Source organism: Oceanicoccus sagamiensis (assembly GCF_002117105.1).
In the GTDB taxonomy this organism is placed as follows: domain Bacteria; phylum Pseudomonadota; class Gammaproteobacteria; order Pseudomonadales; family Dasaniaceae; genus Oceanicoccus; species Oceanicoccus sagamiensis.
In genome coordinates this window covers 2,236,268-2,258,409 of sequence record NZ_CP019343.1, presented here as the reverse complement: position 1 = coordinate 2,258,409, position 22,142 = coordinate 2,236,268, and the positions used below count along the sequence as shown (strand labels likewise).

20 protein-coding genes are annotated in these 22,142 nt (G+C 47.8%); all 20 read right to left on the bottom strand.

Annotated elements, in window-relative coordinates; all coding sequences use genetic code 11:
- Window positions 1-9: 9 nt before the first annotated feature.
- A complete protein-coding gene (rpsH, locus tag BST96_RS10260; RefSeq protein ID WP_085758614.1) occupies window positions 10-405 on the bottom strand; it encodes a 30S ribosomal protein S8 in 396 nt (131 codons plus the stop codon).
- Between the two features lie 61 nt (window positions 406-466).
- A complete protein-coding gene (gene rpsN, locus BST96_RS10255; protein WP_085758613.1) occupies window positions 467-772 on the bottom strand; it encodes a 30S ribosomal protein S14 in 306 nt (101 codons plus the stop codon).
- Window positions 773-787: 15 nt separating this feature from the next.
- Window positions 788-1,327: a 50S ribosomal protein L5 gene (gene rplE, locus BST96_RS10250; protein WP_085758612.1), complete on the bottom strand. Its 540-nt coding sequence runs from the start codon at window positions 1,325-1,327 to the stop codon at window positions 788-790.
- A gap of 54 nt (window positions 1,328-1,381) precedes the next feature.
- Window positions 1,382-1,696 (bottom strand): 50S ribosomal protein L24, encoded by a 315-nt coding sequence (gene rplX, locus BST96_RS10245; protein ID WP_085758611.1) that lies wholly within the window; start codon window positions 1,694-1,696, stop codon window positions 1,382-1,384.
- A gap of 39 nt (window positions 1,697-1,735) precedes the next feature.
- Complete coding sequence (gene rplN, locus BST96_RS10240) at window positions 1,736-2,104, bottom strand: 50S ribosomal protein L14 (RefSeq protein WP_085758610.1); 369 nt, start codon at window positions 2,102-2,104, stop codon at window positions 1,736-1,738.
- Window positions 2,105-2,170: 66 nt separating this feature from the next.
- Entirely contained in the window at window positions 2,171-2,437 is a 267-nt protein-coding gene (gene rpsQ / locus BST96_RS10235) for a 30S ribosomal protein S17 (RefSeq protein ID WP_085758609.1), read from the bottom strand.
- 1 nt (window position 2,438) lies between these two features.
- Window positions 2,439-2,630 (bottom strand): 50S ribosomal protein L29, encoded by a 192-nt coding sequence (gene rpmC / locus BST96_RS10230; protein ID WP_085758608.1) that lies wholly within the window; start codon window positions 2,628-2,630, stop codon window positions 2,439-2,441.
- Window positions 2,630-3,043 (bottom strand): 50S ribosomal protein L16, encoded by a 414-nt coding sequence (rplP, locus tag BST96_RS10225; RefSeq protein WP_085758607.1) that lies wholly within the window; start codon window positions 3,041-3,043, stop codon window positions 2,630-2,632. The genes rpmC and rplP overlap by 1 nt, the downstream gene beginning before the upstream one ends.
- Before the next feature lie 62 nt (window positions 3,044-3,105).
- Window positions 3,106-3,783: a 30S ribosomal protein S3 gene (rpsC, locus tag BST96_RS10220; RefSeq protein ID WP_085758606.1), complete on the bottom strand. Its 678-nt coding sequence runs from the start codon at window positions 3,781-3,783 to the stop codon at window positions 3,106-3,108.
- A 15-nt stretch (window positions 3,784-3,798) separates the two neighbouring features.
- Entirely contained in the window at window positions 3,799-4,137 is a 339-nt protein-coding gene (rplV, locus tag BST96_RS10215; RefSeq protein ID WP_085758605.1) for a 50S ribosomal protein L22, read from the bottom strand.
- 26 nt (window positions 4,138-4,163) lie between these two features.
- The gene (gene rpsS / locus BST96_RS10210) at window positions 4,164-4,436 is read right to left on the bottom strand and encodes a 30S ribosomal protein S19 (RefSeq protein WP_085758604.1); all 273 of its coding nucleotides are present in this window, start codon (window positions 4,434-4,436) and stop codon (window positions 4,164-4,166) included.
- 31 nt (window positions 4,437-4,467) lie between these two features.
- On the bottom strand, window positions 4,468-5,295 hold the full coding sequence (rplB, locus tag BST96_RS10205; RefSeq protein ID WP_085758603.1) for a 50S ribosomal protein L2: 828 nt from the start codon (window positions 5,293-5,295) through the stop codon (window positions 4,468-4,470).
- Between the two features lie 37 nt (window positions 5,296-5,332).
- Complete coding sequence (gene rplW / locus BST96_RS10200) at window positions 5,333-5,620, bottom strand: 50S ribosomal protein L23 (RefSeq protein ID WP_085758602.1); 288 nt, start codon at window positions 5,618-5,620, stop codon at window positions 5,333-5,335.
- A complete protein-coding gene (gene rplD / locus BST96_RS10195; RefSeq protein ID WP_085758601.1) occupies window positions 5,617-6,237 on the bottom strand; it encodes a 50S ribosomal protein L4 in 621 nt (206 codons plus the stop codon). Before rplD ends, rplW begins: the two co-directional genes overlap by 4 nt.
- The gene (rplC, locus tag BST96_RS10190; RefSeq protein WP_085758600.1) at window positions 6,185-6,883 is read right to left on the bottom strand and encodes a 50S ribosomal protein L3; all 699 of its coding nucleotides are present in this window, start codon (window positions 6,881-6,883) and stop codon (window positions 6,185-6,187) included. The genes rplD and rplC overlap by 53 nt, the downstream gene beginning before the upstream one ends.
- 168 nt (window positions 6,884-7,051) lie before the next feature.
- Window positions 7,052-7,363 (bottom strand): 30S ribosomal protein S10, encoded by a 312-nt coding sequence (gene rpsJ, locus BST96_RS10185; RefSeq protein ID WP_085758599.1) that lies wholly within the window; start codon window positions 7,361-7,363, stop codon window positions 7,052-7,054.
- A gap of 282 nt (window positions 7,364-7,645) precedes the next feature.
- Complete coding sequence (locus tag BST96_RS10180; RefSeq protein WP_085758598.1) at window positions 7,646-8,557, bottom strand: DUF4097 family beta strand repeat-containing protein; 912 nt, start codon at window positions 8,555-8,557, stop codon at window positions 7,646-7,648.
- Window positions 8,554-13,860: a beta strand repeat-containing protein gene (locus tag BST96_RS10175; RefSeq protein ID WP_085758597.1), complete on the bottom strand. Its 5,307-nt coding sequence runs from the start codon at window positions 13,858-13,860 to the stop codon at window positions 8,554-8,556. Before BST96_RS10175 ends, BST96_RS10180 begins: the two co-directional genes overlap by 4 nt.
- 35 nt (window positions 13,861-13,895) lie before the next feature.
- Window positions 13,896-20,036, bottom strand: a complete 6,141-nt coding sequence (locus BST96_RS21290; RefSeq protein ID WP_085758596.1) for a filamentous hemagglutinin N-terminal domain-containing protein — start codon at window positions 20,034-20,036, stop codon at window positions 13,896-13,898.
- Between the two features lie 15 nt (window positions 20,037-20,051).
- Complete coding sequence (locus tag BST96_RS10165; RefSeq protein WP_085758595.1) at window positions 20,052-22,082, bottom strand: ShlB/FhaC/HecB family hemolysin secretion/activation protein; 2,031 nt, start codon at window positions 22,080-22,082, stop codon at window positions 20,052-20,054.
- Between the last annotated feature and the right edge of the window lie 60 nt (window positions 22,083-22,142).

Here is a 22,142-nt window from a genome sequence, read left to right as displayed (position 1 = left end):
ACAGTTTTCTTAGAAAACTGTGCAAAGTACTTCACCACCAACACCGGCAGCACGTGCTGCACGATCAGTCATCACACCTTTAGAGGTAGAGACAATCGCAACACCTAAACCACCACGTACTTTTGGCAATTCATCTTTACCGACGTAAGAGCGCAAACCAGGGCGACTTACACGGTCAATTTCAACAATAACTGGCTTGCCGTTGTAGTACTTAAGCTCTACAACCAAGTTGGGCTTGCCATCTACCGCTTCGTTACGAGAACCAGCTACAAAGCCTTCTTCCTGTAACACACCAGCCAAAGCTGCTTTTAATTTTGAAGCGGGCATCGCAACTTCAGGCTTACCAGCCATCTGTGCATTGCGAATCCGGGTTAGCATATCCGCTACGGGATCTTGCATACTCATATTTTTGCTCCTAAAGCCTCTGTCTTCTTTCTGCTTTCAACAATGTCAACAAAGACAAGATTTACCAACTAGCCTTAACTAGACCAGGTACGTCGCCGCGCATAGCAGCTTCGCGTAATTTGTTACGACATAAACCAAACTTGCGATAAACACCGTGTGGACGACCGGTAACCTGACAGCGGTTACGCTGACGAACCGGGTTAGCATCACGTGGAAGCTTTTGCAGTTTGATCTGCGCAGCCCACTTGTCATCATCACTCGCGTTTGGATCCAGGATCAGTGCTTTAAGCTCAGCGCGTTTTGCTGCAAACTTTTTAACAGTTGCTGCACGCTTTGCTTCGCGGGCGATCATCGATTTCTTTGCCATGCCGCTATACCTAAATTAGTTCTTAAAAGGGAAATTAAATGCTTTCAACAGGGCCAAACCTTCTTCGTTGTTCCGTGCTGAAGTGGTAATGGTAATATCCATACCACGGATTTTATCAATTTTGTCATAGTCGATTTCAGGGAAGATAATCTGCTCTGAAACACCCATGGCAAAGTTGCCGCGACCATCAAATGATTTCGGGCTAATGCCGCGGAAATCGCGAATACGTGGAATTGAGATGCTGATTAAGCGTTCCAGGAATTCGTACATACGGTCGCTACGCAATGTAACTTTACAACCGATCGGCCAATCTTCACGGACTTTAAAGCCAGCGATAGATTTACGCGCCTTAGTGACCACAACTTTCTGGCCGCTAATTTGTTCCATATTGCTTACTGCATGCTCAAGAACTTTCTTGTCGCCCAGTGCTTCACCTACACCCATATTCAGGGTGATCTTGGTAATTGCCGGAACTTCCATCACATTGTCCAGCTTCAGCTCTTCTTTAAGCTGTGCCTTTAACTCTGTGTTGTACTTTTCTTTCAAATTCGCCATTTCTTTTCTCAGCTTTCTCTATGTTGCCACTGTAAATCTTCCCGAAGGAGAAGATTACGCGTCAATCTGTTCGCCGTTTGATTTGAAGATACGCACTTTCTTGCCACCTTCAACTTTAAAACCTACACGATCCGCTTTCGCAGTAGCGCTATTAAAAATCGCTACATTTGAAATCTGAATCGGCGCTTCTTTTTCAATAATGCCGCCAGGTACATTTGCTTGCGGGTTAGGCTTCTGGTGCTTCTTCATCATATTGATGCCAGAAACAATCAGACGATCTTCGCCAACCTGGCTAACAACCTTGCCACGCTTGCCTTTGTCTTTACCTGCCAGGATGATGACTTCGTCATCTCGCATAATTTTACGCATTTCCGATCCTCTACTCTCTCTGCTTCTCTAAACCAGTACTTAAAGTACTTCAGGGGCCAGAGAGATAATCTTCATAAATTTTTCACCGCGCAGTTCGCGGGTTACTGGGCCAAAGATACGAGTACCAATTGGCGCATCCTGAGCATTCAGGATAACTGCAGCGTTATCGTCAAACTTGATCATCGAGCCGTCACCGCGACGTACACCTTTTTTGGTACGTACTACAACCGCTGTCATTACCTGACCTTTTTTAACTTTACCGCGAGGAATCGCTTCCTTCACAGTCACCTTGATCAGGTCACCAATACGCGCATAACGACGGTGTGAACCACCCAGTACTTTGATACACATAACACGACGTGCGCCGCTGTTATCTGCTACATCTAAATACGATTCTGTTTGAATCATCTTCTACTCCAAACCTTCTTATCGATTCCAGCCAGCCCTTAGTTAGCAAGGCAAGCCAGAGGCGCGTTATACCTGTACGGCACTCTCTTCAATCTTTTCCAACTTCCAGGTCTTAGACTTGGAATATGGCTTTGTCTCGCTGATAGTGACAACATCACCAGCTTTGCATTCGTTGTTTTCATCGTGAGCGTGAAGCTTGGATGAACGAATCAAATATTTGCCGTAGATAGGATGTTTAACTTTACGCTCAATAAGAACAGTAATTGTTTTATCCATTTTGTCGCTAACGACTTTACCCGTCGCTGTACGAGCTCCGCTTTCTTTTGCTGACATCTTAGTTACCTGCCTTTTCTGAAAGCACAGTTTTTACCCGTGCGATATCTTTACGAGCTTGTTTCAACAGGTGGGATTGACCCAACTGACCTGTAGCGTTTTGCATGTTTAGCTTAAACTGGTCTTCACGCAGTTTAACTAACTCAGCGCCTAGCTCTTCTACAGATTTTTCACGTAATTCTGAAGCTTTCATTACATTACCGACCGTTTAACAAAAGTGGTTGCAACTGGAATCTTGGCTGCCGCTAAAGCAAAAGCTTCACGCGCCAACTCTTCGCTCACGCCCTGCACTTCATAAAGAACTTTGCCTGGCTGAACCTGTGCTACCCAGTACTCAACATTACCCTTACCTTTACCTTGACGAACTTCTAAAGGCTTACCGGTAATTGGCTTGTCTGGAAACACACGAATCCAAATTTTACCGCCACGCTTAATGTGACGAGTCATCGCACGACGTGCGGCTTCGATCTGACGAGCAGTTACTCGGCCACGGCCAACAGCTTTTAGGCCGTATTCACCGAAACTGATTTTGCTGCCACGATGTGCCAAGCCGCGATTGCGACCTTTCATCATCTTACGAAATTTTGTACGTTTAGGTTGTAGCATTTGCTGAACCCTTACCCTTTATCTAAATTCTTTTTGTGCCTGCCATTAATTCCAGGAATTAATTATGCAGCACCCTTCTTACCTTTTGGCTTCTGTTCTACTTCTTCAACACCGCCAATCACTTCACCTTTGAAGATCCATACTTTGACACCGATAATGCCGTAAGTAGTGGCTGCTTCATAAGTGGCGTAATCAATATCAGCGCGAAGAGTATGAAGAGGTACACGACCTTCACGATACCATTCAGTACGTGCAATCTCTGCACCACCAACACGACCACTTACCTGAACTTTGATGCCCTGTGCGCCCTGACGCATAGCGTTTTGAACAACACGCTTCATCGCACGACGGAACATAACACGACGCTCTAACTGGCCAGCTACATTCTGTGCAACCAATTTTGCATCTAAATCAGGCTTACGAATTTCTTCGATATTGATGTGCACAGGCACACCCATTTTGACGGACAGCTCTTTACGCAGCTTATCAACGTCTTCACCTTTTTTACCGATAACGATACCAGGACGCGCTGTATGAATAGTGATACGCGCAGTCTGTGCTGGACGCTCGATAACGATGCGGCTTACAGAAGCACTTTCAAGCTTCTTGGCAACGTATTCACGAACTTCTAGATCGTTGATCAGGTTTTCAGAATAGGCTGAGCCATCTGCATACCAAACTGAAGTATGCTCTTTGGTGATACCTAAACGTATGCCTGTTGGGTGTACTTTCTGACCCATCTGGTCGTCTCCTAATTAGTCTTCGCTGTCGCTAACTTTAACGGTAATGTGACAAGAACGCTTAAGGATGCGATCTGCACGACCTTTAGCCCGTGGACGAAGACGCTTTAATGTTCTGCCTTCGTCAACAAAGATGGTAGATACTTTTAGCTCATCTACGTCTGCACCTTCGTTATGCTCTGCGTTAGCAATAGCAGAGTTCAATAACTTCTTAACAATGTCAGCGGCTTTTTTGTTGCTGAACTCAAGCATATCAAGAGCTTCTTCAACTTCTTTGCCACGGATCTGGTCAGCAATCAAACGCACTTTTTGCGGAGAGATTTGCGCACCAGTTAATTTCGCTGAAACTTCCATCATCTATACCTTCTATTAACTGCTTCTTAGCGCGCTTTCTTATCAGCGACGTGGCCGCGATAAGTACGAGTAGCAGCGAATTCACCCAATTTGTGACCAACCATATCTTCGGTAACAAATACTGGGACATGCTGACGGCCATTATGAACAGCAATGGTCAAACCAACCATATCCGGAGAGATCATTGAACGACGCGACCAGGTTTTAATGGGACGCTTATCATTACTTTCGATCGCTGTCTCGACCTTCTTCATCAAGTGAAGATCAATAAATGGACCTTTTTTTAGTGAACGTGGCACAGCACCTTCCTCTCTTAAATTCGTTTAGCTATTAGCGAGCGTTACGCTTGCGTACGATTAACTTGTTAGTACGCTTATTCTTACGCGTCTTATAACCTTTAGTTGGCATACCCCAAGGTGAAACAGGATGACGACCGCCCGAAGTACGACCTTCACCACCACCATGCGGGTGATCAACCGGGTTCATTGCCACACCGCGAACGGTAGGACGAACACCGCGCCAGCGTGAAGCACCAGCTTTACCTAACTTACGCAAGCTATGCTCACTGTTAGATACTTCGCCCAAGGTTGCACGACACTCTGACAAGATTTTGCGCATTTCGCCTGAACGCAGACGTAATGTTACGTACTGACCTTCACGAGCGACTAGCTGCGCAGAAGTACCGGCTGAACGTGCAATTTGTGCACCCTTGCCAGGCTTCATTTCGATACAGTGAACAACACTACCAACAGGGATATTGCGCAATGGCAATGTATTACCCGGCTTGATAGGTGATGCATCACCAGACATGATCGGATCACCAGCAGAAACACCTTTAGGCGCAATAATGTAGCGACGCTCACCGTCAGCATACAAAACCAAAGCGATATTCGCGCTACGGTTTGGATCATATTCCAAGCGCTCAACAGTCGCTGGGATACCATCTTTATTACGCTTAAAGTCGATTAAGCGATAGTGCTGCTTGTGACCACCACCGATATGACGGGTAGTGATACGACCATTGTTGTTACGACCGCCACTCTTGCTTTTCTTTTCCAGCAAGGGCGCATAAGGAGCACCTTTATGCAGATCAGCGTGTACAACGCGAACTACATGACGGCGCCCTGGAGATGTCGGTTTTGCTTTTACAATTGCCATCTGACTTTCTCTCTACCTATACCTTTAGTGACGCTAATTAATCGATCAACGCAAAGTCAATGTCTTGACCTTGTGCCAAACGAACATAAGCTTTTTTCCAACTAGGCTTAGCCGCAAGGCCAAACTTGTTGCGCTTAACTTTGCCTTTAACATTCACAGTTTGAACGTTTTCGACAGTCACTTTGAATAATTTCTCTACAGCGTGCTTAACTTCAAGCTTGGTTGCGTCAACCGCAACACGGAAAACCACTTGATCTTCGCCCATCGCTGCTTTTTCAGAAATATGAGGGCCTTTTAGAACCGTATACAGTCTTTCTGCATTCATCCCAGCATCTCCTCAAACTTCTTCAGCGCAGTAACAGTGATAATCACTTTATCTGCATCAACTAGACTTACTGGATCAACACCTTCAACATCTACCACACTGACTTTATGTAAGTTGCGTGATGCCAGGTAAAGATTCTCAGAAACTTCTTCTGAAATCAGTAAGGCGCTTTGCGTACCAAAACCGTCTAAAACTTTAACTAAAGCTTTGGTTTTGGGCTTTTTGATCTCCAGCGCATCAACCACCACCAAACGCTCTTGACGAGACAGTTCAGACAGGATTGAACGCAGAGCTGCGCGATACATTTTTTTGTTTACTTTCTGTGAGTGATCTTGTGGCTGAGCCGCAAAAGTCACACCACCAGAACGCCAGATTGGCGAACGGATAGTACCAGCACGAGCGCGGCCAGTACCTTTTTGACGCCAAGGCTTTTTACCGCCACCAGACACCGCAGCACGGTTTTTCTGAGCGCGAGTACCCTGACGAGCACCTGCCAAATAGGCAGTAACAACCTGGTGAACCAGGTCTTCATTAAATTCTTTGCCGAAAGTACCTTCAGAGACTTCAACAGCACCTGTTGGCTTTTTCTTTCCTACAGTAAAAGTTGCTAATTCCATGATTAGGCCCCTTCACTTTAACAGCGGGACTAACGATAACGTCGCCGCCTGGAGCACCTGGAACAGCACCCTTGATTAAAATCAGGTTACGCGCCTCATCAACACGAACCACTTCAAGAGTCTGGATGGTCACTTTCTCAGCACCCATATGGCCCGACATTTTCTTACCTTTGAAAACGCGACCTGGAGTCTGACACTGACCAATAGAACCATTTGAACGGTGAGAGATAGAGTTACCGTGAGTAGCATCTTGCATTTGGAAATTCCAACGCTTGATACCGCCCTGAAAACCCTTACCCTTTGATTGACCAGTCACATCAACTTTCTGACCAGCTTCAAATGTAGTAACAGTTAACTCGGCGCCTACTTCAGGAGCTTCATCACCATCCTCTAAACGGAATTCCCAAAGACCGCGACCAGCTTCAACGCCTGCTTTCGCAAACTGACCGGCTTCAGTTTTGGATACGCGAGAAGCCTTGCGCTCACCAGTAGTAACCTGGATCGCAGAGTAGCCATCGCTCTCGCTTGTTTTGACACCAGTAACACGGTTGGGACTAACCTCAACCACCGTTACCGGGATAGATATGCCGTCGTCGGTAAAGACGCGGGTCATGCCGCTTTTGCGGCCGACTAAACCAATTGTCATCTTACAACCTCACAGTGTACGGGGCTTAACCCTCTATGGCCGAACTCTCTATAAGATCTATTCAATCTGCTGAGAGAACGTTACACGACTCAGGGGTGACCCCCGAGCGGGTCTAACTTTAAAAAAATACTATATTAATTCGCTTAGTGAGCTAAAACCTTAAAAGGCTTAACCCAGACTAATCTGAACTTCTACACCAGCCGCCAAGTCCAACTTCATCAACGCATCAACCGTCTTTTCTGTTGGCTCTACGATATCTAATAAACGCTTGTGAGTGCGGATCTCGTATTGATCACGAGCATCCTTATTCACGTGCGGTGAAATCAGTACAGTAAAACGCTCTTTGCGTGTAGGTAGTGGAATAGGACCACGAACCTGCGCGCCAGTACGCTTAGCTGTCTCTACAATCTCTTCAGTAGACACGTCGATTAGGCGATGATCAAAAGCTTTTAAACGAATTCTGATTCGCTGATTTTGCACTGATCAAACTCCAATCGTGTTTTAACAGGGGCTCACCAACATTGGCTGGGGCTACCCGAAAAAAGGAAGGCGCATTCTAATGACTGACCCAAGGACTGTCAACACTATTTCTATCTATTTTGTAGTGTTATGGGCATTTGTACCAAAACCGGCTGGCAGCCCAGCTCTGATATAAAAATATCTTTAAAAAACAATAAGATAGAAGGAAAGCACCAACAGAGGAGTACTGCATCTATGCTGCATCTATATAGTACCTATATATAGATGCAGCAAAAAACACCCTTATTCTGACTGCTGCGAGTCCGGCAGAGCCAATGAAGTACTATCACGCTCCACCAACTCATCATTTTTGAACACGCCGGGATCAATATCAGCCAGGGTATCAATCATGGTTTGAACCGCACTACTCAAACCTGAGGACGAGGCGACATCCAAAGCACTGGAACCCAGCACACCACCGGTAACTACCGGAGCAGGCGTAGCACCCTGACCACTCACAAACGGCTGAGCATTAAGAATAGTCGCCGCACTGCCTGTATTAATCAGGATTGGGCGCACAAACGTACCCACCTGACCAAAAGGCGAATCCAGATTGATACTGCCCGAGGTCACATCCCCCTCACCATTGACCGCAGCCCCCAGGTCACGGCTAGCCTGTATACTGCCCTCTGCCGTGCGAATAGACACAACACCATTAGTACGCGACTGCGTTGCAACTGCAGCCAGCCGGATACTCTCTTTCGCCTGAATATTGATACTGGCGTTATTGCCCTGGGTACGAACCTCAGCCAGATCCAGACCCGCGGTACTGATTACCTCAATATCACCCTGGCTACTATTGATAGAAACTGGACCAGCACCCGACGTAGCCACCGAAACATCACGCTGCGCAGTAATATCAATGCTAGCTGCCGCCACCATAGGCATAGGGCCAGCCCCTAAGCTAACACTGCCTGCCTGCGAAACCAGCAAGTCTCCGGTAGCATCCACTGCATCGACATTGACCTCACCTTCACTGCTGATGCTGACATCCGATGCCGATACAGCACCCAACTGAACACCACTCGATTGAGTAAGCACCAGATCTCCACTGGTATCCACTTGCGCTATATTGATCAGGCCATCAGCACTAATAGCTACTCCAGAAGCAGCGACTACACCCAACTCAACATCGCCCCCGCTTTCCAGGGTCAAGTTGGAAGCACTAATATCCCCCCCATAGCTTTGCGAATAAAGTCAGCTTGTAAGCTCACATCGCCACTGCGGCTTAGTTGATTAATCACAATACCAGCAGCATCGACAAACAGATCACCCGCCGCCAAATAACTCAGCTCCCGGTCAAACATACGAATAACATCGCTATCCATCAGGCTAATAAATTCAGCCGTTCCTGTTGTTAGCAGATTTAACGCCACCGTGGATCGGTCGTCATAGCGCTCCATCAACTGCAAATCCACACCATTTAACGATGTCTGTGCTTCAGTAAAGACCCAGCTCGACTCATCACCCACAAAACGCACCAGATCCTGCCCCGCATCACCGGATAACGATACCAACACCGCAGCGCTGCCAAGGGTAAATACATCATCGCCGCTGCCGCCTTTAATCGAGACCGCATCAATAGAGGCGCCAATAGTAAACTGATCATTACCAGCACCCGCATTAATATCACCCACAGCTGCATCATTATTAAAGGCAAAGGTATCTGCCCTGTTACCGCCCTGGTAATTAGCAATATTGAATACTTGGGTGCTGTTAACGATAGCGGTATTATCCGCAGTAAATTCAAAGCTATGTGCCAAACCATCAGCACCGATCAATTGATCACTACCCGCCACACCATCAAGAGAACCACTGAGAGAACCTCCCGCCATTACAAAAGTATCTGCGCCGCTGGTGCCCTGCAAACTTGACCAGCCTGAAAATGCGATACCATTGGCAATACCCTGATTGTCACCGCTGACTTCGGCGGCGCTGACGCTACTAATGGCAAAGTCAGTGCCAGCACCTAGCAGGTTTTCTATGGTGTTAATTGTTCCTGCCGCCAAATCAACAGTCATAGCGCCTAGTGCTGAATAGTCAATAGTATCTACCCCACCCAAACCAGAGATCACACCATCCAGACTACCCGCTGAAGTAAAGACAAAACTATCATTGCCTTCAGTACCAATGAGGTTGGACCAACCAACAAATCTCAAACCAGCGGCCATGCCCTCGTTAGCACCGCTAATGTTATAAGAGTCACTACCTATTAAAGTAAAACCTGTACCACCACCGCGCACTTGCTCGATATTGGTTAGGTCGGCGGTAATATCCAGAGTCAAGTCAGATAGCAAGGAATAGTCGATTTCATCACCGGTGCCATCAAGACCATCAATCACACCCGATAACGAACCACCACTGGCAAAACTAAACGTGTCGTCACCATTGGTGCCAGTAAGGTTCTCAAAACCCACAAAGTTAATGCCGTCTTCATTAATGAAGCCGCTATCCTCCCCATCAATGGTATATTGGCTAAAGCCAGCCAGCGTATCATTGGCGCCGTTAGCGGTGACTTTCTCAATACCCGCAAAACCCACATCAGCATTATTCACGCGCAACTTACTGCCAACATTGATACTAACGGATCCCGCAGAAGCAATAATATTCAAGCTATCACCGCCGCCCAGACCATCAACGGAACCACTGAGCAAGGATAAACCACTAAAAGCAAAGCTATCAGCAAGCCCTGCACGACCTATCAAATTTTCAACACCGCTAAAGACAATATCATCAACCGTGCCTGCATCAGGAGCACTCACAACATAGTTGGCACCACCGCGAATTTCATCGCTGCCCGCACCGCCATCAATTCCGGAGAAACTGGCATTGACTATCACAAAGCGATCATCGCCGTCAGCTCCAGCAAGAAGACCAATACTTCCTGAGCTTAAAATAAAGCTATCTTCACCAGCAGTGCCGGTCAGATTTTCGATATGGCTAAAACTGATACCATCCACATCACCCGCGTTAGTCCCATCAACATCATAGGCTGAACCACCAAGCAACATATCCCCACTACCGGAGCCACCATTAATAGCCTCTGCACTAGCACCACCGAGAGCAAAGGTATCATTGCCCCCCGCACCATCCAACTGACCAATACTTCCGGCAGTCAGATCAAAACTATCGGCAGCAGCGCTGCCAGTTAAATTTTCTATATTGCTAAAGCTTTCGCCATCAACTGTGCCGCCATCAACTGTATTAATGATGTAGCTAGAGCCTCCAGCCAAGGTATCTCCCGACACCTCGAGACCCTCACCCCCATCCAATGCAATGGCTGACTCAGCGACCCAATTGAAAGTATCGTCACCAGCACCGGCATTGATCGCCTCCACACCTGCGAAATCAATACCGACTGCCTGGACGCCATCGCTACCCTGCAAGCTATAGGTTTCAGCACCAGCCAAACCAAGCACTGTATCGGTACCCACTCCACCGGCATCAACCGACTCGATATTGCTAAAATCTATACCCTGAACAGCAACACTGCCAGTCCCCAGCAGCCTATAGCTTTCACTACTGGCAAGACCTGAGATACTATCGGTATCCGCCGCCGCATCACCGGCATCAACGGCCTCTATTTCTGTAAACGTCAGACTGCCGACCGTTACACTTTCAAAGGACTGCAGCATAAAATTTTCACTGACTCCCTGACCCACCACCGTATCGGTAGCGGCACTGTCTTCACCAGCGATAACACGATCTAAATTACTGAATAACAGACCATTGACCTGAACCCTGTCACCACTTAATAACTGGTAACTCTCACTAGCCGTGGAGCCGGTAAACGTATTGTCGCCAGCACCTGCATCAATCGTAGTAGCAATAGTGCCCACCATAGAAAATGCATCATTACCCGCTCCACCCGCAAAAGTATCCACTTCAGTAAACGCAACACCATCAACGGTTGCTGCCGATGCCGATACCAGAGCAAAGTTTGAACCACTAGCCGCCGCTGTCACGGTATCACTATCACCGGTGCCGGCAGCCACTGACTCAATTTGAGTAAAGGCGATATTCGAAGCGGCAAAACCACCAGCACCGTCCATCACATAACTTTCATTGCTATTTTGGCCCGTCACGCTATCAGTATTAACATCGCCTGCGGCAACGGCCTCAATATTAGTAAATGCAATACCTGAAGCAGTTACAGAACCATTGCCATTAATGACATAATTTTCTGAAGCAGAGGTACCAGCAATATCATCACTGCCATTGCCTGCGTCAATACTTTCAACACCCGTAAAAGCAATGCCGGACGTTGTGACAGCGTTGGCACCGTTCAGCGCATAACTCTCACTACCTGCCAAACCCGTAACACTATCAGGATTGGTTCCGCCTGCAGCGACCGCTTCAATATTCGTAAAAGCAATACCCGACACAGTGACAGCACGACTACCCTGGAGCGCATAATTTTCTGCCGCCGAAGTACCAGCAATATCATCACTGCCATTGCCTGCGTCGACACTTTCAACACCCGTAAAAGCAATACCGGACGTTGTGACAGCGTTGGCACCGTTCAACGCATAACTCTCACTACCCGCCAAACCCGTAACACTATCGGGATTGGTTCCGCCTGCAGCGACCGCTTCAACATTCGTAAAAGCAATACCCGATACAGAGACTGCACGAGTACCCTGGAGCGCATAATTTTCTGCCGCCGAAGTACCAGTAATATCATCACTGCCATTGCCTGCATCGACACTTTCAACACCCGTAAAAGCAATACCGGACGTTGTGACAGCGTTAGCACCGTTCAACGCATAAGTCTCACTACCTGCCAAACCCGTAACACTATCAGGATTGGTTCCGCCTGCAGCGACTGCTTCAACATTCGTAAAAGCAATACCCGACACAGTGACAGCACGAGTACCTTGGAGCGCATAATTTTCTGCCGCCGAAGTACCAGCAACATCATCACTGCCATTGCCTGCATCAACACTTTCAATACCCGTAAAAGCAATGCCAGACGTTGTGACAGCATTGGCACCATTCAGCGTATAACTCTCACTACCCACCAAACCCGTAACACTATCAGGATTGGTTCCGCCTGCAGCGACCGACTCAACATTGGTAAAAGCAATACCCGACACAGTGACAGCACGACTACCTTGAAGGGCATAATTTTCTGTGGCTGAAGTACCGACAATTTCATCATTATCAGAACCTGCACCGCCCGCATCAACACTTTCTATACCCGTAAAATCAATACCAGAAGTTGCTAACGCATTACTACCGGCAAGCGTATAAGTATTACTGCCAGCCAAACCCGTAACGCTATCCGGGTTAGTTCCACCGGCAGCAACCGCTTCCAAATTAGTAAAGGCAATACCCGAGACAGTAACGGCGCGAGTGCCCTGAATGGCATAATTTTCTGTGGCTGAAGTACCGACAATATCATCACTGCCATCACCTGCATCGACACTTTCTATACCGGTAAAATCAATTCCCGCTGTTGAGAAAGCATTGCTACCACTTAAGGTGAAAGTATCTCCGGTCGTTAAACCCGTAACACTATCCGGGTTGGTTCCACCGGCAGCCACCGCTTCAATACCGGTGAAAGCAATACCTGAAACAGTGACAGCACGATTACCTTGAAGGGCATAGCTTTCTGTCGCCGAGGTTCCAACAATATCGTCAGTACCGACACCGGCATCAACTTCTTCGACCTCGCTAAATGCAATGCCTGAGGCCGTAACAGCATTAGCGCCAGTCAGCGTATAAGTTTGATCTGTCGCCAAACCGGTTACTGTATCCGTACCAACGCCACCCGCGTTAACAATTTCAATATCAGTCAGCGTAAGGTTGTTAACCAGAATATGCTCACTGGCCTGGATAAGCATCGTTTCCGAGCCTGCAACGCCGGTATAGATATCATTGCCACCTCCCGCATCAACTGACAGAGTTAGGGTTCCATCCGTCGCGAAAGTGTCAGCCCCTACGCCACCCGTAAAAGCTTCTGCATTGGTAAAACTGATGCCATCAACAACAGAGGCTGCACTGCTAAATGCAAAGCTCGAGCCGCCCGCTGCCGCTAGAATGCTATCCGTATCAGTGCCAACACCACCCGCATCGACTGATTCAATATCTGCAAAAACAATACCTGAAGTCGTCACGGAATTAGCGCTATTGAGTTGGTAGGTCTCACTGCCATCAACACCAATAACAGTATCATCATCACCGGTATCGGTCCCGGCATCTACTGCTTCAATATCGGTAAAGGCAATGCCCGCTGTCGTTAGGTTATTAGCACCGTCAATGGTGAAGGTTTCATCTGCCGCACGACCGACAATATTATCGGCGTCACTGGTGTCCGTACCGGCATCCACCGCTTCAATATCGGTAAAGGCAATGCCTGATGTGGTTACATTATTTGTGCCATCAATGGTAAAGGTTTCGTCTGCCGTCTGGCCAACAACACTATCCGTGTCACTGGTATCGGTGCCCGCATCCACCGCTTCAATATCGGTAAAAGCAATACCTGCCGTCGTTAGGCTGTTAGCACCCGTAATGGTAAAGGTTTCATCGGCCGCCCGGCCACAATATTATCCGTGTCGCCAGTATCCGTACCTGCATCCACGGCCTCAATATCCGTAAAGACAATACCGGCAGTGGTTAAATCATTTGTGTCATTTATAGTAAACGTTTCATCAGCGGCACGGCCTACAATATTATCCGTGTCGCTGGTATCGGTGCCCGCATCCACCGCTTCAATATCCGTAAAAGCAATGCCCGATGTGGTTAAGTCGTTTGTGTCATTTATAGTAAACGTTTCATCTGCCGCCTGACCCACAATACTATCGGTATCACTGGTATCGGTGCCCGCATCAACGGCTTCAATATCCGTAAAAGCAATGCCCGCGGTGGTGACATTATTTGTACCGGTAATGGTAAAGGTTTCATCGGCGGCACGGCCTACAATATTATCGGTATCGCTGGTATCGGTGCCCGCATCCACGGCTTCAATATCGGTAAAGGCAATACCTGATGTGGTTACATTATTTGTGCCATCAATGGTAAACGTTTCATCTGCCGCCTGGCCAACAATACTATCCGTGTCACCGGTATCGGTGCCCGCATCCACCGCTTCGATATCGGTAAAGGCAATACCCGCGGTGGTGACATTATTCGTACCTGTAATAGTAAAGGCTTCATCAGCGGCGCGGCCCACAATATTATCCGTGTCGCCAGTATCCGTACCCGCATCCACGGCCTCAATATCCGTAAAGACAATACCGGCAGTGGTTAAATCATTTGTGTCATCAATGGTAAAGGTTTCATCAGCGGCACGGCCTACAATATTATCCGTGTCGCTGGTATCGGTGCCCGCATCCACCGCTTCAATATCGGTAAAGGCAATGCCTGATGTGGTTACATTATTTGTGCCATTAATGGTAAAGGTTTCATCCGCCGCCTGACCCACAATACTATCGGTATCACTGGTATCGGTGCCCGCATCAACGGCTTCAATATCCGCAAAAGCAATGCCCGCAGTGGTTACATTATTTGTACCGGTAATGGTAAAGGTTTCATCAGCGGCTCGACCCACAATATTATCCGTATCGCTGGTATCGGTGCCCGCATCCACGGCCTCAATATCCGTAAAGACAATACCGGCAGTGGTTAAATCATTTGTGTCATTAATAGTAAACGTTTCATCAGCGGCTCGACCCACAATACTATCGGTATCACTGGTATCGGTGCCCGCATCAACGGCTTCAACATCCGTAAAAGCAATGCCCGCGGTGGTGACATTATTTGTACCCGTAATCGTAAAGGTTTCATCCGCGGCTCGACCCACAATATTATCCGTATCGCTGGTATCGGTCCCCGCATCCACAGCCTCAATATCCGTAAAGACAATACCGGCAGTGGTTAAATCATTTGTGTCATTTATAGTAAACGTTTCATCAGCGGCTCGACCCACAATATTATCCGTGTCGCTGGTATCGGTGCCCGCATCCACCGCCTCAATATCCGTAAAGACAATACCGGCAGTGGTTAAATCGTTTGTGTCATTTATAGTAAACGTTTCATCAGCGGCACGGCCTACAATACTATCCGTATCGCTGGTATCGGTGCCCGCATCCACCGCCTCAATATCCGTAAAAGCAATACCCGCGGTGGTTAAATCGTTTGTGTCATCAATGGTAAAGGTTTCATCTGCCGCCTGGCCAACAATACTATCCGTGTCACTGGTATCGGTGCCCGCATCCACCGCTTCAATATCGGTAAAAGCAATACCTGCCGTCGTTAGGCTGTTAGCACCCGTAATGGTAAAGGTTTCATCGGCCGCCCGGCCCACAATATTATCCGTGTCGCCAGTATCCGTACCTGCATCCACGGCCTCAATATCCGTAAAGACAATACCGGCAGTGGTTAAATCATTTGTGTCATTTATAGTAAACGTTTCATCAGCGGCACGGCCTACAATATTATCCGTGTCGCTGGTATCGGTGCCCGCATCCACCGCTTCAATATCCGTAAAAGCAATGCCCGATGTGGTTAAGTCGTTTGTGTCATTTATAGTAAACGTTTCATCCGCCGCCTGACCCACAATACTATCGGTATCACTGGTATCGGTGCCCGCATCAACGGCTTCAATATCCGTAAAAGCAATGCCCGCGGTGGTGACATTATTTGTACCGGTAATGGTAAAGGTTTCATCGGCGGCACGGCCTACAATATTATCGGTATCGCTGGTATCGGTGCCCGCATCCACGGCTTCAATATCGGTAAAGGCAATACCTGATGTGGTTACATTATTTGTGCCATCAATGGTAAACGTTTCATCTGCCGCCTGGCCAACAATACTATCCGTGTCGCCGGTATCGGTGCCCGCATCCACCGCTTCGATATCGGTAAAGGCAATACCCGCGGTGGTGACATTATTCGTACCTGTAATAGTAAAGGTTTCATCAGCGGCGCGGCCCACAATATTATCCGTGTCGCCAGTATCCGTACCCGCATCCACGGCTTCAATATCGGTAAAGGCTATACCTGCCGTCGTTAGATTATTCGTGCCATCAATGGTAAATGTTTCATCGGCACTTCGCCCAGTAATGCTATCAGCATTGGTTCCTCCAGCATCTACCGATTCCACATTGGTGAAAGCAATACCCGAAACAGTGACGGCTTGCGAATTTTGGATGGCAAAATTTTCAGTACTGCTGGTGCCGATAATACTATCATTACCCGCCGCACCCGCATTAACAGCTTCTATTTCTACAATGGTAATACCCTCTGTAAGTAGGGAATTAGCCGTAGTATTTAATGTATAGGTATTGCCGGCGCCATCACCAATAATCGTATCAGTACCACCATTAGCATCTATCTGATTCGTTGTTACTGCGGCCAGTGACCCACTGAGGGTAAACTGGTCGTCATTGCTACCACCATTGATTTGAATAGAGCCTGCGGAAGTCATGTTACCCAAATCATTGGTACTAGCCGTATCGCCTAACCCCACATTCACTGTCACCGCACCCGCTGTTACGGAACCTGCCGAGCTATCAAAGCTAACTGAATCGGAAGTAAAGGCAGCAGAGCCTGAATTGATATCACCCGCTATGGTTACTGTAGTCGCAGCATCGATATCAACCACGCCATCATCAGGAGTGACGGCAGTGTCCGTATCAATAGCAAGTACTGAAACAGCACCGGTGGTTGACTCGATTGCTACAGCACCGCTATCTCCACCACCACTACCTTCGGTATCACGTGTGTCAATAGCACCGGTGACAGCAACAGAAGCGCCCGACTGAATGGTAATGTCACCACCATCTGTATTAACGGTGGCATTGCTGGTATCAATCCCGGCCGCATTCAAGCCATTGGCATTGACTGTAAAGGCAGCACCATCAGTAACAATATCGCCGGTCAATGTGACTAAGCCACCGCCGGTCACTTCACTGGAACCATCGACTGAACTAATCGTATTAACGAGTATATTCACCGCAGTAATATCAATGGTACTGCCGCTACCATCAGCCCCATCACTACCGTCAACGCCAGCGGTGCCTGAACCAACAAGGGCGCCGCCAAGTCCGCCACCGCCACCGCCGCCGCCATTGGCAGACAAGCCTCCAACAATAAGAATATCGTCACTGACTGCATTCAGCGCGATTGACCCGGATAAACCACCAGCACCGCCATTACCGCCAGCACCACCTGCACCAGACGCACCAGAACCACCACCACCATTGGCCTGACCGGCACCCGCACCGCCTGTACCACCAGCACCACCATTGGCAGTTATCGCCGCACCCGTATTAATTCGATCGTCGGCATCCAGCGCGGCAGCAGTGGTGATTGAAATATTGCCTCCAGCACCTCCGGCCCCGGCACTGCCGCCAGCACCGGCAACATCGTCTCTGGAGTTACCGTTGCCGCCAGCACCACCATTACCTCCAAGGCCACCCGCACTGGTGACACCCAAGCTTACTTCTATCGTACCGGTATCACTGGCAAGGGTAATTGCACCACCGCTACCCGCTATTGCACCGTCACCACCTTGATAACCCGTATCCGCAGAATTGTTATCGCCCGCACCACCACTACCAGCATTGCCACCAACTGCAGACAGTGAGCCAATATCAATATCACCATCAATTAGCATCGTGATACTGCCCGCATTACTGCCGGCTACACCATTATCACCATTACCGCTAGCGCCATCAGCACCATCAGCTCCATTAACACCATTGGTGTTAATGGCTACATTATTGGCACCATCAGTAAAAGATGAGGCCTTGGCCAGGAAGCTTCCACCGGAGGTCACAATATCATTGCTAATAGTGATGGAACCTGTTGCAGTGCCATCGTTGTTCTCGTCGAGGCTAAGTGTGATATTACCGCCACCGCTGACAACTGTACCTGATAGATCGATACTGACAGCCCCGGCACTAAGGTCAACACCATCGTTGTTATAGTCAGCGGTCAGAAGAATGTCGCCACCTTTGGTATCAATACTGCTGCCGGCATAAAGAAGGATGGAGCCATCCGCGCGAAAGTCTAGCGAGATACTTGCCGAGGTACTACCGGTATCACTAATGGTGACATCATCAGAGTTATCGCCAATTTTAATATCGTTATCAGCAACCAGTATCAACTTGCCGTCAGCACTGGAATCGAGGTCAATATCGGTAAGGATAATGATGTCGCCGCTGCCCGCTGCACCGCTGGTAGTATCAACGAATACGTCACCACCATCGCCAAGTGCGGCCTCAAGAACGGTGACATCAAGGAAGGACTGGGTATCTGCATCTGCCGACGAAAAAGGCGTAGCATTACTGCCATCACCCTCGACCACATTAAAAGCACTACTGGTATCAATCGTAACTTCACCAGGGTCAAGGTACCACTGCCCGGCAACGCCCTGATTAGCACTCATTAATGCCGAAGCACTGGCGGATACCACTAAATTTTCCGCACCCGATGTTTCGATAAAGCCGCCGTCACCGGTTTCACCCAGCGCTCTCACATCAATGGTCCCATGAAACTCAGTGGTTTGATCAGCCCAGACAATGACCCGACCACCGTCACCACCCAGCTCCGAGTTGGCCTGAATATCAGCATCAATACCTATATAGGTGTTCGATGAATTACGGATCAAAGGGTTGTTACCTTTGTAGTCACCACCGACCAGAACCTCACCACCGCCCTGCACACCAGAAGCGTTAATGACAGCATTGGCTACCAAGGCAACTCGATCACCTTCAACGATTACTCGACCACCTTCGGCCTGCTGTGAACTAACATCCAACCTGCCACTAGTAAAAGTGTCGCCACCTCGGCCCGATAAACGAATAACGCCGCCAGAGGTATCTATACCCGCCGCAGAAATAACACCTTCGTTATTCACCGCCTTATCAAATAAATCAGCTGCGATATCAGCTGCAACCAAAACAGAACCGGCAATAATTTCTCCGCTATTAGAAACCGCCGATTCCAGACCCTGCGTATTTTGCAGAACCTCTTTATTCACTTTCACACCAATCATGCCGCCAACATCAAAGGTTAACAGTGCTTCAGAAGCGGCATTAAGATTAACCAGCTCAGCCTGAATCAAAGCCGTCGCACCCTGGTTGGCCACACTATCACCTAACAGGGAAACACTGGTGGTCGCACTAATTAAACCGCGATTAACAATAAAACCGTCAGTCCCTTCCAGACTTTTGAAAAGCAGGCTACCATTCATAAAATCTTCAGTGGCAATATCCAAGCCACTGGCTATTAAGGCATTAACATTAACACTGGAAGTTTCGGTAAATAATATGCCGGAAGGGTTGGCAAGAATGATACGGCCATTCGCTTCAATCAAGCCCATAACAGTACTGGGGCTGTTACTTAAAATACGATTTAATGCGATAGAATTTTTCCCGGGCTGATTAAAGCGCACAACTTCATCAGCACCCACATCAAAGCTTTGCCAATCGAGGGATAAACGGTTTGACAACTGATCGATAGAGGTGGTTTTTCCATTGACAGAAATAGCACCACTACCCGCTGCGACAGCACCACCTTGTGGCCCGGCAGCCACCAGCGGAGAGAGCGTACACGCAATAGAGACCGCCAATATATTAGCTTTGATAGCCAAGGATAGTTTTTTCATCTGCCGAATATTTTTCATTTTTTTAGCCGTCTATCAATCGTAAACAAACGTAACTTCAACAAACGTTTGTACAGAATCTGCATCATCACCGAAGTCATCCATATTGGATTTACTACCCGTCGGCTTGGCAACGCTGATTTTTGTCCCTAACATTTCATTCCAGTTAAACTTAAACAAAACACCAACACCCGACATATTAACCCAGTCATCGGAGCGGCTATTGATTTCAATATTGGTTGAGCCGTAAGCACCATCAACAAACAAGGCTACCTTTAGCTTGTCTTCTATCGACTCTGAAATCCATGTGATGGGAAATTCAACATACCATTCAAGCCCGATATAGCCCGCCTGATCAGCAGAAAATTCACTGACATCAAACGCCCTGACTGCATCAGCGCCACCCAAAGGCAGCTGCTCAAACGCAGGCAGCCCTGATTCGCTATAGCGAATTTTGGTGGTAGCTAAAATATAAGAGGAATAGTCCGTGAAAGGTAGATTAAGCAATTTTAATGTTGACCAATCGATCGCCAACTTATAAAAATCTTCATCTTGATTCAGGTTTTCAATCTGGTCGTTTTTAAAGTCGCCATACTGAATCGACATCATGGCGATATTCATTAACTCGTACTTTTTACTAATCTGGTTAAAGGAGGAATTAAACTCCAGACCTTGCACCTTGTCGCCATCACTGGGCAGGTCAACATCAGCATCAATATCGGTTTCTTTTTCTGTGATAGCAAAGCCGCCGCTAATACCAAGACCAGGGGTACGCTTAAACCAACGATCCATGCCCAAGGTATAATTGGTATTGGTGCCTTCTATATTCAAATCATCAATATTTCTATCGCCATCACCATCCACGGTAAAATCATTAACATCGGCAGAGACGTAAACAAAGGTTCGTTCATCATATACCGGAGCACGATATTGAAAGACGGCAACATCAGAATTTAACGGCGACCAGGATTTTAAATAGCCGACGGTAAGAATATCTCCCCTACCGGTAGGATTAAAAAAATCAACCATGGTCAACAATCGATTATCACCGGTAAATACTGCGCCATGGTTATCAGCAGTAACGGTTGCTCGCCAGGATTTTTCTTCGACAACATTGAGATCCAGCGAAGTTTCACCAATATTTTCACCGGAGGATAAAGAACCCTGCAAGACTAAACCCGGATAGTCATTAACCAGATATAACGCCTCTTCTATAGACTCACTATTAGCCGCCTTACCAACCAAGGGCTGAAATGGCTGGGTAATTTTTTCGCTGCTATAACCCTGATTACCTGCAACCGTCAAACCACCTAGCACGCCTTCCAAAATACCGAAAGTCACTATGCCATCTTCGACCTGCTGTACAGGAATATAGGCCTTGGCCAGGAAAATACCTTTGGAGCGGTAGAAGGCTGAAATTTTTGCCGCGATATCTTCCAACTCATAAAAGTTGATACCTCGCTCTGCCCGCTGACGTTTGATTAATCGAATCAGGTCATCCAGCAACAGGGAATTAATCGTCTTTAAATCATCCCTGGCCTCAAGGTTTTTATTGCTGCGCTGCGCCGCCAACAAATCAACCAAACCTTTCACTTCGTACTGACGCAAACCACCCAGCGCATCACCATCACTAACGGAAAGAATATAATCTGCAATTTGCTCTAACTCAGAGATAGACAAGGTATAACGCTTATCATCAGGGGTCGGTAATAGTTCTGCCAATAGCTGCAGTTCTTTTTCGGTATAACCACTGGCCAACTGATTGGGCTTTTGGCTATATTCCTGACGCAAACTTTCCGCCAATTCTTCAACGGCTGCCCGGGTAATGCCCAACTCGGGAAATTCCGGCACTGACTCAAACTGAAATTCAGTCACTTCTATGCTGGGGCCTTCATCACGTTCGCTAACAGGCGGGATATCGGTATCTGCCGTCAGGTATGATTCCTCCCCAAAAGAAAAATCAACACCCTGACCGCTCGCTGGTGGAACGTTATAGCCCCGATCGTCAATTTGCGCGACCGCAGTACCCATCATGGGCAATAAAAAAAAGGCGAGTAACCTTCGCATTTATAAACACCTACAAGATATCAAAAACACAACCAACCTTCAGGAGTGGTTGTAGCTGTA

What these genes read in the sequence shown, in the direction of transcription:
- rplP (WP_085758607.1), bottom strand. Translation starts at nt 3,043, where the DNA reads ATGCTACAACCTAAACGTACAAAATTTCGTAAGATGATGAAAGGTCGC.
- rpsC (WP_085758606.1), bottom strand. Translation starts at nt 3,783, where the DNA reads ATGGGTCAGAAAGTACACCCAACAGGCATACGTTTAGGTATCACCAAA.
- rplW (WP_085758602.1), bottom strand. Translation starts at nt 5,620, where the DNA reads ATGAATGCAGAAAGACTGTATACGGTTCTAAAAGGCCCTCATATTTCT.
- rpsH (WP_085758614.1), bottom strand. Translation starts at nt 405, where the DNA reads ATGAGTATGCAAGATCCCGTAGCGGATATGCTAACCCGGATTCGCAAT.
- rpmC (WP_085758608.1), bottom strand. Translation starts at nt 2,630, where the DNA reads ATGAAAGCTTCAGAATTACGTGAAAAATCTGTAGAAGAGCTAGGCGCT.
- BST96_RS21290 (WP_085758596.1), bottom strand. Translation starts at nt 20,036, where the DNA reads ATGAAAAATATTCGGCAGATGAAAAAACTATCCTTGGCTATCAAAGCT.
- rpsQ (WP_085758609.1), bottom strand. Translation starts at nt 2,437, where the DNA reads ATGTCAGCAAAAGAAAGCGGAGCTCGTACAGCGACGGGTAAAGTCGTT.
- rplX (WP_085758611.1), bottom strand. Translation starts at nt 1,696, where the DNA reads ATGCGTAAAATTATGCGAGATGACGAAGTCATCATCCTGGCAGGTAAA.
- rplE (WP_085758612.1), bottom strand. Translation starts at nt 1,327, where the DNA reads ATGGCGAATTTGAAAGAAAAGTACAACACAGAGTTAAAGGCACAGCTT.
- BST96_RS10165 (WP_085758595.1), bottom strand. Translation starts at nt 22,082, where the DNA reads ATGCGAAGGTTACTCGCCTTTTTTTTATTGCCCATGATGGGTACTGCG.
- rplD (WP_085758601.1), bottom strand. Translation starts at nt 6,237, where the DNA reads ATGGAATTAGCAACTTTTACTGTAGGAAAGAAAAAGCCAACAGGTGCT.
- rplC (WP_085758600.1), bottom strand. Translation starts at nt 6,883, where the DNA reads ATGACAATTGGTTTAGTCGGCCGCAAAAGCGGCATGACCCGCGTCTTT.
- rplB (WP_085758603.1), bottom strand. Translation starts at nt 5,295, where the DNA reads ATGGCAATTGTAAAAGCAAAACCGACATCTCCAGGGCGCCGTCATGTA.
- rplV (WP_085758605.1), bottom strand. Translation starts at nt 4,137, where the DNA reads ATGGAAGTTTCAGCGAAATTAACTGGTGCGCAAATCTCTCCGCAAAAA.
- rplN (WP_085758610.1), bottom strand. Translation starts at nt 2,104, where the DNA reads ATGATTCAAACAGAATCGTATTTAGATGTAGCAGATAACAGCGGCGCA.
- rpsN (WP_085758613.1), bottom strand. Translation starts at nt 772, where the DNA reads ATGGCAAAGAAATCGATGATCGCCCGCGAAGCAAAGCGTGCAGCAACT.